The sequence below is a fragment of the Streptomyces sp. NPDC096311 genome, from assembly GCF_044763085.1.
In the GTDB taxonomy this organism is placed as follows: domain Bacteria; phylum Actinomycetota; class Actinomycetes; order Streptomycetales; family Streptomycetaceae; genus Streptomyces.
In genome coordinates, this window is record NZ_JBIWFN010000006.1 from 156,078 (window position 1) to 169,842 (window position 13,765).

At 69.1% G+C, this 13,765-nt stretch carries 12 protein-coding genes and 1 tRNA gene; 7 read left to right on the forward strand and 6 right to left on the reverse strand.

What is annotated here, in order from left to right:
* Positions 1–89: 89 nt before the first annotated feature.
* Entirely contained in the window at positions 90–1,364 is a 1,275-nt protein-coding gene (locus ACIRA5_RS17285; protein ID WP_403691546.1) for a helix-turn-helix domain-containing protein, read from the reverse strand.
* 289 nt (positions 1,365–1,653) lie between these two features.
* Here ACIRA5_RS17285 and ACIRA5_RS17290 point away from each other — a divergent pair, with 289 nt between their 5' ends.
* Positions 1,654–2,031, forward strand: coding sequence for a hypothetical protein (locus ACIRA5_RS17290; RefSeq protein ID WP_403691547.1), 378 nt, complete (start codon positions 1,654–1,656; stop codon positions 2,029–2,031).
* 135 nt (positions 2,032–2,166) lie between these two features.
* The gene (locus tag ACIRA5_RS17295; RefSeq protein ID WP_403691548.1) at positions 2,167–2,691 is read left to right on the forward strand and encodes a hypothetical protein; all 525 of its coding nucleotides are present in this window, start codon (positions 2,167–2,169) and stop codon (positions 2,689–2,691) included.
* Between the two features lie 171 nt (positions 2,692–2,862).
* Here the strand turns inward: ACIRA5_RS17295 and ACIRA5_RS17300 are convergent, their stop codons facing one another.
* Entirely contained in the window at positions 2,863–5,985 is a 3,123-nt protein-coding gene (locus tag ACIRA5_RS17300) for an FG-GAP-like repeat-containing protein (protein ID WP_403691550.1), read from the reverse strand.
* Between the two features lie 408 nt (positions 5,986–6,393).
* Complete coding sequence (locus ACIRA5_RS17305; protein WP_403691551.1) at positions 6,394–7,017, reverse strand: TetR family transcriptional regulator; 624 nt, start codon at positions 7,015–7,017, stop codon at positions 6,394–6,396.
* Between the two features lie 98 nt (positions 7,018–7,115).
* Between ACIRA5_RS17305 and ACIRA5_RS17310 the strand changes: the two genes are divergently transcribed.
* Positions 7,116–8,099, forward strand: a complete 984-nt coding sequence (locus ACIRA5_RS17310) for an aldo/keto reductase (protein ID WP_403691553.1) — start codon at positions 7,116–7,118, stop codon at positions 8,097–8,099.
* A 225-nt stretch (positions 8,100–8,324) separates the two neighbouring features.
* The gene (locus ACIRA5_RS17315; protein WP_403691555.1) at positions 8,325–8,795 is read left to right on the forward strand and encodes a hypothetical protein; all 471 of its coding nucleotides are present in this window, start codon (positions 8,325–8,327) and stop codon (positions 8,793–8,795) included.
* 389 nt (positions 8,796–9,184) lie between these two features.
* On the opposite strand, the gene ACIRA5_RS17320 is transcribed toward ACIRA5_RS17315, so the two are convergent.
* Positions 9,185–9,258: transfer RNA gene (locus ACIRA5_RS17320), tRNA-Gly, on the reverse strand.
* Positions 9,259–9,758: 500 nt separating this feature from the next.
* Between ACIRA5_RS17320 and dcd the strand changes: the two genes are divergently transcribed.
* Positions 9,759–10,334, forward strand: a complete 576-nt coding sequence (gene dcd, locus ACIRA5_RS17325; RefSeq protein WP_261688281.1) for a dCTP deaminase — start codon at positions 9,759–9,761, stop codon at positions 10,332–10,334.
* Between the two features lie 23 nt (positions 10,335–10,357).
* Positions 10,358–10,873 carry a phosphoribosyltransferase gene (locus tag ACIRA5_RS17330; RefSeq protein ID WP_403691557.1) on the forward strand — a complete coding sequence of 172 codons (516 nt, stop codon included), beginning with the start codon at positions 10,358–10,360 and terminating at the stop codon, positions 10,871–10,873.
* Positions 10,874–10,941: 68 nt separating this feature from the next.
* Here ACIRA5_RS17330 and ACIRA5_RS17335 read toward each other — a convergent pair whose 3' ends face one another.
* Positions 10,942–11,355, reverse strand: a complete 414-nt coding sequence (locus tag ACIRA5_RS17335; RefSeq protein WP_403691559.1) for a hypothetical protein — start codon at positions 11,353–11,355, stop codon at positions 10,942–10,944.
* 173 nt (positions 11,356–11,528) lie between these two features.
* Here ACIRA5_RS17335 and ACIRA5_RS17340 point away from each other — a divergent pair, with 173 nt between their 5' ends.
* Entirely contained in the window at positions 11,529–11,990 is a 462-nt protein-coding gene (locus tag ACIRA5_RS17340; RefSeq protein ID WP_403691560.1) for a hypothetical protein, read from the forward strand.
* Between the two features lie 292 nt (positions 11,991–12,282).
* Here the strand turns inward: ACIRA5_RS17340 and ACIRA5_RS17345 are convergent, their stop codons facing one another.
* On the reverse strand, positions 12,283–13,563 hold the full coding sequence (locus ACIRA5_RS17345) for a calcium-binding protein (RefSeq protein WP_403691562.1): 1,281 nt from the start codon (positions 13,561–13,563) through the stop codon (positions 12,283–12,285).
* Between the last annotated feature and the right edge of the window lie 202 nt (positions 13,564–13,765).

Below are 13,765 nucleotides of genomic sequence, written 5' to 3' on the forward strand. Positions count from 1 at the left end.
CGCACACCTCATCCGGTCCACGATTTCACGCCAGACGACGCGCCTCTCGACCCCGCATCTGAGAACCCCGCAATCGGAGCTACTCGTCTCTAGCCGTCGTACGGGACCCAGGCACGTCCGCCTGCGTCGTTCGTGCCGTACCAATAGTGCGGCATTGCCTTGATGCTGGTGGTGTGGAACGGGCGGCCATGGTCGTCGATGCGGATCGTGCCGGTGCGGCCCTGGGAGGACCAGTCGAGTTCGAGGTACCAGCGGGCGTCGTAGTCCTGTGTCGTCGCGTCGACCAGCAGCACCTCCGGGTCCTCGGCGGAGACGCGGTAGGGGAAGTGCACGGCGGGGATGGTGTGTTCGGTGTCGACGCCGTCCTTCGGGCGGGTCATGGGGCGGTCGGCGTCGAGGTTCACGGTGAAGCGGCGGGGCGTGAGGTCGCCGCCGCAACCCCCGCCCATGGCGTACGCGCTCCCGGGGGCCGGGCTGCCGCGGCTGACGATGCGTACGTGGAGCGCTTTCAGGACCACGGCCGTGGGGGACTGCCCCTGCACCGAGATCTGCACCATCGTATGCCGCCCGTGCACCGCGCCCTGCGTCGCCGCCCACACCCCGGCGTCCTGCTCCACCGGCGGCGGAGGCACCTGTGCGGGCAGCTTGTCGATGACGTAGTCGTGGTCGCAGCCCTTGTCCCAGACCAGCGAGTCGGCGCTCCAGGCGAGGGGCAGGCCGGTGGTCTGCCGCGCGGCCGAGGTGGGGGTCTTCTGCCGGGGGCCGGGCGACGCGGAGCTCCCGGAAGGGGAGGCGGAGGCGATGGCCGACGGTTTCGTCGAACGGTGGGGTGCGTCGGGGGCGGTCGTCCGCGAGCCCGCGGGGTGGGAGGCGTCCGCCTCGGAGGAGCGGTCGTCCGACAGGACGGACATGCCGGCCAGAGTGGCGAGCAGCGCGCAGGCGACGGCGGTGGACGTCAGGACCCGCCGACGGCGATACCAGGGGCGGGCAGCGGGGGAAGGGGCGGGGTCGTCCGGGTCGGGACCATCCCCGGGCTGCTCCTCGGAGCCGCTCTCCTCGACGAGTGCCCCGGCCGGGTCCGGTGCCGGCACCGCCGCCGAATCGGCCGTACACACCCGCTGCCGAGCCGCCACCGCCGACAACCACAGCCGGTGCAGCTCGAGCCGCTCCTTCGGTGTCGCCTCGCAGAAGGCCGCGAGCCGCTCCACGGGCGCGAAGTCCTGCGGCACCGTCTCGCCCGCGCAGTACCGGTGCAGTGTGGAGGTGTTCATGTTGAGGCGGCGGGCCAGGGAGCCGTAGCTCCGGTCCGTGCGGTCCTTCAGCCGGCGCAGCAGCGCCGCGAACTCCTCGACATCGTCCCGCATCGACACCCTTCCTCCGTCCTCCGCCCGCGATCCCGTATCCCAGGTACTCATATCTCTGCACGTCAGATGGGCTGGGATGGTTCCACCGTCGCCAAAGGGGCGGCAGTCGTTGCGCCGGACTCCGTTGCCCGCTGATGCTCTTGGTGTCGCACCGGCCACGGCTGTGGAGGACCAACCGGCGTTGAGCGACGTCCGACACGCAGGCACGCACGGTGGAACGGCGGCATCAGCGACGGATCACGATCCACGGCTGTCGCGTCAGACGGTCTACCTGATTCTTGGAGGTTTGATGAAGTCCGTCATCCGAAAGGCGGCAGGCCTCGCGGGCGCGGTCGTGGCCGCCGCGGCCATGTCCGTGACCGGCGCATCGGCTGCCCAAGCGGAGGCCCCCACCCACGGCTGCCCGTACCCCTATGTCTGCTTCTACGTGGACGAGCACGCCTATGACGCAGGCACGCCGATCACGAAGTACCGCGATGTCACCAGTTCTTACCAGACGGTCAGATCCCGCCCGCACTACCACGTCGTGAACACCCGGAACGACGACGTGGCGTATCTACGGCTCCAGGACGGGACCTCGATCTGCCTGCCGCCGAATTTCGAGACCGCGTTCACGAACGCTTACAGCGTCACCGGAATAAAGATCTCCAGCAGTTCCACCTGCTGAATCTGCTCGAACGGTCGGCGGGCGCTTTCGCAGTTCAGCAGGGGTGGAACGGTTCCGCCGTCGGCAGGCGCCTTCGGCACGAAAACCGCAACCGGCCGACAGCAACCACCTACGGACCAGAAGAGGAAGACCCACATGAGCAGGAAGTCCCTCGCACACCGTCGCCCGAGCCGCCGGGCGGCCGTCGCCGCCGGCCTCGTCCTGGCTGTCGGACTCGCTGTGTCGACACAGATGCCGGCACAGGCGTCCGTCCATGCGCCCGCAAAGAGGTCCACCGCCGCAGTGCAGTCGGTCAGCGGCATGTCCGGCCAGGCTGTGACCCGGGTCGCCGACTTCTACGGCGCGTACATCGACGCGAAGGGCGACTACACGGACCCGGACATCACGCTGGCCACGGCGCTGCGCAACCACTACCTGACACCCGACTTCGCCAAGCGGCTCACGACCTGGGAGAAGAAGAACGGGGCGGACGGCGTCCTGCGTGCCCAAAACGTCCCGACGAAGTGGACGGCGACCGACAACGGCACCGTGGGTAACGGCCATGAGGTCATCGTCACCCTGACCTTCGGCAGCGGGGAGACGACGCAGAAGACCAAGCTCTTCGTGCTGGTGGAGCGTTACAACCACATCGTCGACATCGGCACCACGAGCACCCGCTGACGACGGAGCCGCTCAGCCCGGTCGTCCCGGCCCGGACAGGGCACCGGGGTGGAAAGTCGGCGGATGCCCTCCCGGGGTGCGACGAGAACTGCGCCCCGGCATGAGGCGGGACGTGCAAAGGCGCCCGGTGGCATCAAGCCCCGGGCGCCCTTGGAGGACCAAACCCACCGCCTACGAAAGGAACTTGTAGCCGCTCCAGCCGCTCGCGATCTGCGTGCGCGGGCCGAACGAGCCCTTGCCGTCGCCGTTGTTGCGCCACACCTTGCCGCTGGTGTCGCGGGAGACCAGGTCCGGCCTGCCGTCGTCCGTGATGTCGCCGACCCCGACGACCGCGTTGTACGAGCCGCCCCAGTTCGACAGCACCTTGACGCGGGCCGCGAACGTGCCGTCGCCCTTGCCGTTGTAGCGGTAGACGTTGTTGGACGTGTCCTGGGCCAGGAGGTCGGCCTTGCCGTCGCCGGTGATGTCACCGGTGCCGATGATCTTCTTGTAGCCCTTCCAGTTGTCGTAGAGCTTGACGCGGGAGGCGAGCTTGCCGTCGCTCGTCCCCTTGTAGAGGTAGACCGCTCCGGTGGACGAGTTCCTCGCGATCAGGTCCGGGCGTCCGTCACCGCTCACGTCGCCGGGCGAGGTGAGGGCGTTGTACTGCGTCCAGCCGCTGGTCGCGAGGGTCGTGTACGACGTCGACGGCTTGACCGCCGCCCCGCAGCCCGGCTTGTACAGCCGCAGCGCGCCGCTGCTGTAGCGGACGAGGACGTCGTTGCAGCGGTCGCCGCTGAGGTCGCCGAAGGGGACCGCCATGACGGTCGTGGGCCAGCCGGTGCCCGTGTACTTGTCGCCGAACTTGCCCGTCCCCGTACCGCTGTGGAAGGTCAGTCCGCCCGAGGAGTTCAGGGTGAGCAGGTCGCCGCGGCCGTCCGGGCCCTCGGGGCTGACGAAGTCGCGGCGCACGGCGGCTCCGCGTTGCAGGTAGCCCTCGCCGCTGGTCACCGTGTTCGGGATGGCGGTGCCGAGGCCGGTGGCCTTCAGGGTCCAGGTGTAGTGGCCGTTGGGGAAGTAACTCCCGCTCGCCGTCTTGCCGTTCCAGGTGGCTGTCACCCGGCCCGGGGTCGCGCCGCCGGTGAGCGTGCGGGTGATCTTGCCGTTCGCGCCGCTCTGGACCGAGGTGAAGGTGAGCGACCAGGAGGTGGCCGGACGGGACAGCACCCAGGCGCCCTGGAAGGACACTCCCGGGGCCACGTAGTCGCCGACCGACGTCTCGAAGGCCGTCACGGCGGACGGGGCGATGCCCGTGGTGGTGACGTGGGTGCGCTCGTAGTCGTCGAACCAGGCGACCAGACCGGTGTACTCGTCGACCGTCCAACGGTAACGGCGGTCCACGGTCAGGCCCTTGTCGGCCAGGCCGGAGGCGATCGTGCGGGTGGTGCCGGTGGCCGCCTCGGTGAGGACGAGCGTGTCCGCGCCGTGGTCGTGGCGGACGGTGAAGCCGTCGCCGAGCAGCACGTCGCCGGGGGTGACCGCCTTCGACGTACCGGCCTTGGTGTCGTACACGCCCGCCGAGTCCGTCCCGCAGGCCCAGTACACCCAGCGTCCGGCCGCCTGGAGTTCGCTCGGCACGCAGGCCAGGCCCGGCACGGTCACCGTGGTGAGCGTCTTCGCCTGCGGGATGCTGTACGAGGTCAGCTTGCCGACGGTGCCGGCGCTCCACAGGGTGGAGCCGTTCAGGGCGGCGGCGCGCACGGACCGCTTCAGCTTCTGGCCCTGGCCGAACTCGCCGACGTACTGCGCCGGGGTGGTGCCGCCGGAGTCGAAGACGGCGTAGTCGTCGGAGACGTCGACGATGTGGCCGCCCTGGCTGCCGAAGTCCAGATCGTGGCCGCCGATCTCCGCCAGTCGGTCGTCGCCGAGGCCCTCGCCCTCGTCGGTGCCGCCGTTCGCGTCGAGGTAGACGTCCCGGGCGTCGAGGTTCCCCCACAGCGCCGAGCACGTGGTGCCCTCGTACGGGCAGAGGGCCTCGTAGATCGAGCCGCTCGCCGTGGCCTCGGACGCCGTCAGCGTGGCGGAGCCGTCGGTGGTGAGGGTGCGCACGGAGGTGGTGTCCGCGGTGGCCTTCGGGTCGTCCTCGGCGACCCTCAGGCTGCCGCGGCTGAGCGCGATGCCCGTCTTGGCGTTCTCCACCGCCGGGGCCTGCTGGACCTTCGTCAGCTGCAGCGTGCCGTCCTCGGCCTGGCTCACCCGCCGCACCCACCAGTCGGTGGCGTCGGTGCCGCCGGTGACCAGCGCACTGCCGTCACCCGCCGTCAGCGTGTACTCGCCGGCGCTCGCCAGCAGGGTCTGCTGTACCGAGGGGTCGTCGACATTGACCGCGAGCAGCCGGGAGCCGAGCGAGCTGGAGGACAGCGGCAGCAGCAGCCAGTCGCCGACCAGGACCGGGTCGCCGTCGAGCGCGCCCGGGTGGGCGGGCAGCGTGACGACCCGCTCGGCGGCGGTGAGGTCGGTGCGGGACTTCAGGTGCAGCTCGGCGGTGCCGGCCTGGTACCAGCCGATGCGGTCCTCGCTCATCACGTAGTGCGAGGCGTAGGTGGCGTCGGTGAACGCATAGGTGTTCACGGCCGAATCGACGTCGATGTAGCTGATCCTGCCGGTGCCGAACGACCAGAGCACACCGGCGGAGTCCGCCGCGAGGACGTCCTCGGTCCCCACGCTCGTCGCGTCACCGGTGACCTTGCGGGTGCGCCACTCGCCGTCGACCTTGTCGATCAGGGAGTGGGTGGTGACGATCGTGTCGCCGGCGAGGGCCCGGTAGTAGCCCTGGCCGTACTGGAGGGAGCCGTTCCAGCTCACCTTCCTGGAGGTGGCCGTCGCCGGATCCCACAGGGTGGCGTACGCGTCGTTGGCGGTGGTCGGCAGAGCGACCAGGTCGCTGTCCGAGCCGTACCAGGCGTCACGGCACTCGGAGCCGATGTAGGTGCAGCCGGTGCCCGGGGTGTAGACGCCGTTGGCGTTCTCGACGGTGACGGTCCTGCCGGTCGCGTAGTCGGTCCACAGCAGTCCGGTCCTGCCGGTCTGCCGGTGCAGGAAGCCGGAGTCGCCCGCGGCGTACGGGCGGTCGGTGCGCGGTGTGGTGGAGCTGGGGTCGGCCAAGGTGATCGCGGTGGTGCCGGCCTCGGCCTCGGCCGCTTCCGCGGAGCCGCCGCCCTCCGACAGGACGACGACGGACGCGGCCACGACGGCGACCGCGAGTGAGGAGACGGCGGCGGCCAGACCGCCCCGTCTCAGGGCGTGTCTGCCCACGTGATGTTCCCTCCCCTACGAGGGTCCGTGCCCTCGCACAAGTGGCCGGATCTTACCCGACTCTTACCAAGGGGTGCTGACGGCGAGGGGACGCTCGCGCAGCTGAGAGGGGGGCAGCACCGTTGTTGACCGTGGTTTACCGGTCTTCAGGGCACGCTATGGGCACGCCGTCGCGAGCGTTGGCCGGAAGGTCTCCGTTGCAAGAGCACATGGAGGAGGGCTCAGGGGCGGCCGAGCAACTAGAGGCGGAGGTGGCTCGGAGCGGCCCCCCGCGACGCGGGCCTCCCCGGGGTGGACACCGCCGCCTCGCTTCGGTGCCCGGTCCGGAAGCAGCGGTTCGATCCGCGCCGACCGCGCGGCGGTCAAGGGCGTACCGGGACCGACGACCGAGTGGTGCGCAAAGGGCGGCTACGCGCTGCCACTGCCCGGGGCGTCGGCGCTGGTGTCGCCCGTGGTGGCGGGAAAGAGGCGCTGGACGGCCGCGACGACGGCGGCACGCCGGGCCGCCGGCGAAGGGTCGCGGACCTGGTCGGCCGCCGCGTCCAGGAGATCGAGCTGGCCGGCCCAGGCCATGGCGATCTGGTTGACGAAGACGAGGATGTCGATGGGCTCCCAGGCGGGATCCAGGTGGCCGGCTTCCTGGGCCCTGCGGAGCTGCTCGGCCTTCCGGCGGACGGCTTCCTGGGTGGCGGCGTCTGCGTCGTCGCCGGCGAGTTCCAGTCGGCCCCAGCTCATGAGCCGGAAGCGGTCGGGGTGGCGGATGAAGTAGTCGTGCACGCGCCCGGCGTATTCGGGCAGGTCGGTGGGGTCCAGGCGAGTCGCCTCGGCCACCGCGGCCATCTCCTGTTCGGCGACGAACCCGTAGAGGGCCTCTTTGCTGCGGAAGTACGCGTAGAGGCGTTCCGAGCTGGTCTTCGCGGCCCTGGCGATGCGCGTGATCCGTGCGCCGGCGATCCCGTACCGGGCGAACTCGGCCCGGGCCGCGGCGACGATGCGGTCACGGGTCGAGTCTGCGCTGGTCGAAGAGGCCATGTCGTAAGCCTACCTAACCAAAAAGATTTGTTTGGCAAGGGCCACCCGCAGGGCGTACGGTCAAAGCAAACATTTTGGTTTGACCTGAGGAGTGCGTCATGCAGCACAGGACACTCGGTGGCCAGGGCCTGGAGGTCTCGGCGATCGGCTACGGCTCGATGGGCCTGACCATGGCTTACGGCCCCGGCGACGAGCAGGAAGGCGTCGCAGCCATCCAGCGCGCCCACGACCTGGGCGTCACCTTCTTCGACACCGCCGAGCTCTACGGCTGGGGCACCGGCTCCAACGAGACCCTGGTCGGCAAGGCGGTCAAGGACTTCCGTGACGAGGTGGTCCTTGCCACCAAGTTCGGCTTCGACCTGTCCAACCTCTCCGAGGGATTCGGCCTCGACAGCCGCCCCGACAACATCCGCAAGGTCACCGACAACAGCCTGCGTTACCTCGGCACCGACCACATCGACGTCCTCTACCAGCACCGCGTCGACCCGGATGTGCCCATCGAGGACGTCGCCGGCACCGTCAAGGAACTCATCGACGCGGGCAAGGTGAAGTACTTCGGCCTGAGCGAGGCCGGCCCGGAGACCATCCGTCGCGCGCACGCGGTGCAGCCGGTCTCCGTCCTGCAGACCGAGTACTCCCTGTTCGAGCGGGACGTCGAGCAGCTCTTCCCTGTCCTCGACGAACTCGGCATCGGCTTCGTCGCCTACTCCCCGCTGGGCCGCGGCTTCATCACCGGCACCGCCAAGCCCGCCGGGGAATACGACGCCACGGACATGCGCAACTCCGACCCGCGCTGGGCTCCGGGCAACTTCGAGAAGAACGTCGAGGCCGTCAACCGGCTCGCCGACCTGGCCGCGTCCAAGGGCGTCACCGTCTCCCAACTGGCCCTGGCGTGGCTGCTCACGCGCGGCGAGCACGTCGTGCCCATCCCCGGCACGCGCAGCCCCCAGCGCATAGAGGAGAACGCCGGCGCCGCCGACGTCACCCTGACCGAGGCCGACCTGGCCGCCATCGACGAGATCCTGCCCCATGGCGGTTTCGGCGCCCGCTATGCCGAGGGGCACGTGCCCACCTGGATCTGACCGTCGCTCCGGAGGTCGAAAGCGCCGCCGCTCTTCGGCACCGTTTGGAGATCGGGTACGCGGATGGCGGTCAACGGCAAGTGCTGGGACGCCCAGTTCGGAAGTATGGTTCGACACCATCGTGGTCCAGAACAGCACGGATCGGCAGACGGCATGCTGAGGGTCGAAGAGTTGGAGGCCGCGCTTGCGTCGATGACACGGTGGCGTGTGCCTGGGGGACGGAGCGTGGACTGGGCTGCCCTCGAGGCGGTCCTCGGGACGGCGCTGCCCTCGGACTTCCGCTCTCTGGCGGAGGCGTACCCGGTGCTGGTGGTCGACGACTTCCTCATGGTGTCCGTTCCCTTGCCCGGCACCGAGGTGTCATGGGCGTCCGGGGCAAGGGAGGACGAGATCCTTCAGGATCTGTACGAGATGGGCGACACCGAGGGCTACGTTCCCTTCCCGCAGCCGGGAGGCCTGATCGGCTGGGCGGATTCCAATGCGGGGGATTCTTTCTACTGGAGGACGAGCTCCCCGGACCCGGACGCATGGCCGGTGGTCGTCCGCACGGACAACGCGGACTGGATCGAGTTCCCGGTCGGCGCCGTCGAGTTCCTGGCCGGCGTGTACGGGCGCACCATCGACGTGCCGGGCATGCCAAGAGACTTCCCCAGTGACTTCCCGAGGGTGCTGGGCCTGAGCGACCGCATCGACTGATCGGCCCTTCGGTGGCTGGCATGAGTGCCAGCGATCACACCGCCCCGACCGGTCGTACCCGAGGGGCACGGCGCGCATGGTGAACCACCCACTCACGCTGCCGCTGAGGATCGACGGAATCGCAGTCCCGAGTGATCCCAAGCTACGGTCTGGCCCGCAAGCAGCCGTTTGCTTAAGTGACTTGACCGTCCTTTGCGCGCGTCGCGGCGCGGGTCACACGGAATACATCTCACCATGTGAGACGAATGGGGTGCGAGTGGCTTGGAGTGGCACCTGAGCACCCCTCGGGCGGCCCACATGCCGGAACTTAGGGCACACGAAGGGCATGCTTACCCCGAATCGGACCAGACAACAAACAAACCCCAGGCCACCGACCTGGGGTTTCTCTCTGGAGCGGGTGACGAGAATCGAACTCGCACTCTCAGCTTGGGAAGCTGATGTTCTACCACTAAACTACACCCGCGTAAGACGCCGGTCACCCGGTGTCCAATGCCCGCTCACTCTACCTCATGCCCGGTCCCTGGCGCTGAAGCCGAGGGGCCGGTGTGCGTTTCGGGGGGTGGACATGGGTGCGGGGGGCGGGAGTTGGGGCGTACGGTGGAGGGGTGGAAGAGGGCCTGGGCGGGACCGGAGTGCCGCTTGGAGGGCCATCCCTTTGATCCCGTAATGTGGCTTTCGTCGTCAGTCAGACGCGGCTCTTGGGGAAGGGACTCTGAGGACTTGATGGAGCGCACCGTCGTCCGTTGTGCCGAGGGGCACGTGTTCAGCACCGCTTCGTTCCCGATGCAGCAGGCCGAGCGACTCGGCCCCGGTCGATTGGTCCGGTGTCCGCGGTGTGCGCGGCTCCGGAGCGTCGTTCCGGTCACGCTCGAGAAGCGGTAGGACTCAGCAGGAGGACCAGCGGTAGGACCTGGGGCGCGGGGACTGTGCGAAATGCTGACAGTCCCCGCGTATCCTCGGGGCGTGCTTCTCTCAGACAAGGACATCCGGGCCGAGATCGACGCCGGTCGGGTGCGCATCGACCCGTACGACGAATTCATGGTGCAGCCCTCGAGCATCGACGTGCGGCTCGACCGCTACTTCCGGGTGTTCGAGAATCACCGTTATCCACACATCGACCCCTCCGTCGAGCAGGCCGATCTGACTCGGCTCGTCGAGCCCGAGGGGGACGAGCCGTTCATCCTGCACCCCGGGGAGTTCGTGCTCGCCAGCACGTACGAGGTGATCTCGCTTCCCGTGGATCTCGCCTCGCGGCTGGAGGGCAAGAGTTCGCTCGGGCGGCTGGGGCTCGTCACGCACTCCACCGCCGGGTTCATCGACCCCGGCTTCTCCGGGCACGTGACCCTGGAGCTGTCCAATCTCGCGACGCTTCCGATCAAGCTCTGGCCGGGCATGAAGATCGGGCAGCTGTGCATGTTCCGGCTGAGCTCGCCGGCCGAGTTCCCGTACGGCAGCGACCGGTACGGCTCCCGCTACCAGGGCCAGCGCGGGCCGACCGCCTCCCGGTCCTTCCTCAACTTCCATCGGACCCAGGTGTGAGCGGGAGCGGGGAGAGCGCGGACATGAGCGTGCCCGACGGGCGCGAGAACCTCACCTACGAGCGGTTCGGGGTCGCGGTCCGTGAGCTCGCCCAGACCATCGCCGACGACGGGTACCAGCCCGACATAGTGCTCAGCATCGCCCGCGGGGGTGTATTCGTCGCGGGTGGACTGGCGTACGCCCTCGACTGCAAGAACATCCACCTGGTCAACGTGGAGTTCTACACCGGTGTGGGTACGACGCTCGACATGCCCGTCATGCTCGCTCCCGTCCCGAACGCCATCGACTTCTCCGACAAGAAGATCCTGATCACCGACGACGTCGCCGACACCGGCAAGACGCTCAAGCTCGTGCACGACTTCTGCGTCGACACCGTCGCCGAGGTCCGCAGCGCCGTGATCTATGAGAAGTCCCACTCGCTGGTGAAGTGCGAGTACGTGTGGAAGCGGACCGACGACTGGATCAACTTCCCCTGGAGTGTTTTGCCAGTAGTACGTAAGGCGGGCGAGCCGATCACGCCGTCTCGAGAAGCGCTCTGATCTGCCTCTTCCTGACGGTGGGGGCATGGGGCAGAAGCCATGTCGGACGCGACTGGCTGGTCGGGCAGTCAGTCCCCTTCGGGTGAGCCACCGGACCTGTCCGTGCGCATCAGAATCCCGGGGGAGTCCGGGTCTACCTTGCCCGTGTAGTGGTCCCGCCAGAAGTAGCGGCTGGTGCGCGGCAGCGGCACCTCCACAAGTCGGCCATCGTGCATCATCCACAGGCCGAAGCAGTCGTCCTCCTCGTCGTGGATCAGTACTTGTACCGAGTGTGGGGATGGCCAAGGCTGCGACTCCAGGTGTTCCAGGAGTCCGATCCAGCTGCTCCGTCGCGCGAACTCGATGGCCCAGCCGCCGAACATGCCGTGCCCGATATTGGTGAACTGTCCAGACCACTCGCGGTTGTCGTCCCGCCGGGTCAGCGGTTCCATGATCTCTTCTGCCTCGCTGGCCAACACGATGACCTCGGCGCATCTGCTCATGGCTGAGTATCACCGGACGCGACGGGCGGAAGCTGGTGCGACGGGGTACGCGTCCCCTTTGCGGCGCCTGCGGCAATGCCGTGATGGTGACGCGGGTTGCAGTCGCGGTGCCGAAGGAATGCGGTGATGCTGTCAGGGGAGCGTGGCTGACTACGCACGGGCAGTGTGCGTCGGTGACCGCGCTGTACAGGGAGGCTGCGGCCATGACAACGGTGCCGAACAGGACACGGCGGGGGCACGGGGGGCCCGACGGCAGCGAAATGATCAACGGCGCGTCCATGTTCGCTGGGGCCACGATGATGCTCAGCGGGCCGCTCAGCATTCTCATGGGCGCATCCGGCATCGCACAGGACACCTTGTTCTCCGCGTCCAGGTACGCCTACCGGTTCGACCTGACAGCTTGGGGCTGGATTCACCTGGTGATCGGAGTGGCACTCGTCATTGCCGGCCTGGGGGTTCTGACAAACCAGAGCTGGGGTCGCGGGGCCGGCGCAGCGGTGGCAGGGGTCAGCCTGATCACCCAGTTCATGTTCGTTCCGTACTATCCGGCGTGGTCCATCTTCGTGATGACGCTCGACCTGCTGATCCTGTTTGCGCTGACGAGGATCCAGATCGGGACCAGCGGCGGTCGGTGAACCGGTCCGGCACCTTGAATTCGGCACGCGAAATCCGCCGCGTCGGCCGGCTGTGGCTGCCTCGGGTGGTGCTTTCTTCGAGCCCTCGCCGGCCTCGACCGGCTCCGTCCGAGCTTGCTGATGTTGAAGCGCGGATCGCTGCCCTGACGCAGGGTAACCGTCTCCGCAGGCCGAACGGCCCCTGACCAGGTGAATCGGTCGGGGGCCGTTCGGGTGCCCGATGTCCGTGGACTTTCTGGTGTCCGTGGGTTTTGTGATGTTCGCCGATCAGGTCGGCGGTGTGCGGGGTGGGTCAGGGGCAGCCGGGTCCGGTGGAGGGGTTGAAACAGGCGTTGGAGCCGGTGCCGCCGTCGTTGGTGTTGGTACCGGGGCCGCCGAAGAGGGCGTCGTTGCCGGGACCGCCGAAGAGGGCGTCGTTGCCGTTGTTGCCGTTCAGGCTGTCGGCGCCGTTGCCACCTTCGATGCGGTCGTTGCCGTCGCCGCCGGACAGCTGGTCGTTGCCGTCGCCGCCGCAGATGAGGTCGTTGCCACCGCGGCCGTCGACCACGTCGCTGCCGCCGAGAGCGAAGATCACGTCGTCGCCGGGCGTGCCGACCAGGAAGTCACTGTTGTTGGTGCCGGTGATGGTCGGCGTGGCGGTCGCGCAGGTGGGGGGCACCGGCTCATAGGTGATGGTCACCTTGGCCGGCCCCGCGGCAGGTCCGGAGGTACCACCCGTGGGGACGCGGTTCGACGCGCCGCCACCGCCACCGGGACCGTCACTGAGCGAGGGGAGGTTCGTGATTTTGTTGCAGCCTCCGCCTCCACCTCCACCGAACCAGCCGCCCCCGCCTCCGCCGGCCCCGAAGGCGCCTCCGCCGTTACCACCCGCACCGCCTGTGCCCGGAGTGCCGGATGTACCGGCGTAGGCGCATGCGGCGCCGCCCGTGCCGCCGGCTGTCTGGGTTCCGCCGCCGCCGCCCTGGCCGCTGTTCGGTCTTTGGCCGCCGGCCCCCCCGGTGATTCCGGCGTCTCCGCCGGTGGCCTCCACGACGGGGAATCCGGGGAAGCCGCTTCCGCCGCCGCCTCCTCCGCCCGCGACGATGAGACGGGGGTCGGTGCCGGGGACGCCGGTCAGGGTGCAGCCGGGGGCGGCCGAGCTGCAGGTGCGCACGTCGCTGGCACCGCCGCCGGCGCCGCCCGCAGCCGCCGATCCGCCGCCGGCGCCTCCGCCCGTGCCCACGTTGACATAGAGGGCGGTGGTGCTGGGCGGCACGGTGACGGTGCCGGTGACGGTGGCGCCGGTCCCGCCCGCGCCGCCGTTGGGCCCGTTCTGGCCCGCGGCGCCCGTGGCGGTGACGGTCAGTTGGGTGACGCCGGGCGGGACGGTGAAGGGCTGGTTGGCGCCTGCGTTGAAGGTGACGGTCACGGGCGCCGCCGCCGCAGCGGGCGTGGCCGTGGGCACCACCAGTGCCGCCGGCAGCGCCACCGTGGCGAGCAGGACGGCAGCACGCCGGGCCGGACGCCGCAGCCGCTCACCAGTGGCTTCGGCACCACGTCGTCGCAGCACGGCATGTTGCAGGGTCGGTCTCACGATGGGGGACTCCTCGACAAAGAGCGCGGCACTCAGGGTGTGCCGCGGACGTCGGTTGATGCTCAGGTCCCTGCCGGGACCGCCCGACGATCAAGCCACACCCGCCCTGTGCAGCCCTACAGACACACCGTCATACCGCGCCACGATCCACCGACCAGCCGCTGCCCGAACCCGAACGGCGACTCGCTCCGGCAAGGGATGG

Bases quoted from the DNA above. Each gene is read 5' to 3' on its own strand.
- ACIRA5_RS17290 (WP_403691547.1), top strand. From the start codon at position 1,654: ATGAAGTCCGTCATCCGAAAGGCGGCAGGCCTCGCGGGCGCGGTCGTG.
- ACIRA5_RS17285 (WP_403691546.1), bottom strand. From the start codon at position 1,364: ATGCGGGACGATGTCGAGGAGTTCGCGGCGCTGCTGCGCCGGCTGAAG.
- ACIRA5_RS17305 (WP_403691551.1), bottom strand. From the start codon at position 7,017: ATGGCCTCTTCGACCAGCGCAGACTCGACCCGTGACCGCATCGTCGCC.
- ACIRA5_RS17335 (WP_403691559.1), bottom strand. From the start codon at position 11,355: ATGAGCAGATGCGCCGAGGTCATCGTGTTGGCCAGCGAGGCAGAAGAG.
- ACIRA5_RS17310 (WP_403691553.1), top strand. From the start codon at position 7,116: ATGCAGCACAGGACACTCGGTGGCCAGGGCCTGGAGGTCTCGGCGATC.
- ACIRA5_RS17330 (WP_403691557.1), top strand. From the start codon at position 10,358: ATGAGCGTGCCCGACGGGCGCGAGAACCTCACCTACGAGCGGTTCGGG.
- ACIRA5_RS17295 (WP_403691548.1), top strand. From the start codon at position 2,167: ATGAGCAGGAAGTCCCTCGCACACCGTCGCCCGAGCCGCCGGGCGGCC.